The organism is Shewanella sp. SR44-4 (assembly GCF_014163715.1).
Classification (GTDB): domain Bacteria; phylum Pseudomonadota; class Gammaproteobacteria; order Enterobacterales; family Shewanellaceae; genus Shewanella.
The window spans coordinates 1-344 of record NZ_JACJDU010000161.1 but is presented as its reverse complement, the minus strand read 5'-3'; the positions used below and the strand labels follow the sequence as shown (position 1 = coordinate 344).

Sequence of the window (344 nt, the reverse complement as noted above, 5' to 3'; positions counted from 1 at the left end):
TAGCACTGGTGTTTAGCCTACAGACACCAATGAGTATTCACTCGATACAGAGTATAACGTATCAAATGTGTCCCATTCGTCTAGAGGCCTAGGACACCGCCCTTTCACGGCGGTAACAGGGGTTCGAATCCCCTATGGGATACCATATTTAAGATGGTTGAACATGATTCGAAAGAGTTCTTTGATTATCTATATAGCACTGGTGTTTAGCCTACAGACACCAATGAGTATTCACTCGATACAGAGTATAACGTATCAAATGTGTCCCATTCGTCTAGAGGCCTAGGACACCGCCCTTTCACGGCGGTAACAGGGGTTCGAATCCCCTATGGGATACCATATTT

Annotated in this window: 2 tRNA genes; both read left to right on the top strand. The window is 45.1% G+C overall.

Features of this window, described 5'->3' with window-relative positions:
- Nucleotides 1-69: 69 nt before the first annotated feature.
- A tRNA-Glu gene (locus H5125_RS21895) sits at nucleotides 70-145 on the top strand.
- 118 nt (nucleotides 146-263) lie between these two features.
- Nucleotides 264-339 (top strand) — tRNA-Glu (locus H5125_RS21890).
- The last annotated feature ends 5 nt before the right edge of the window (nucleotides 340-344 follow it).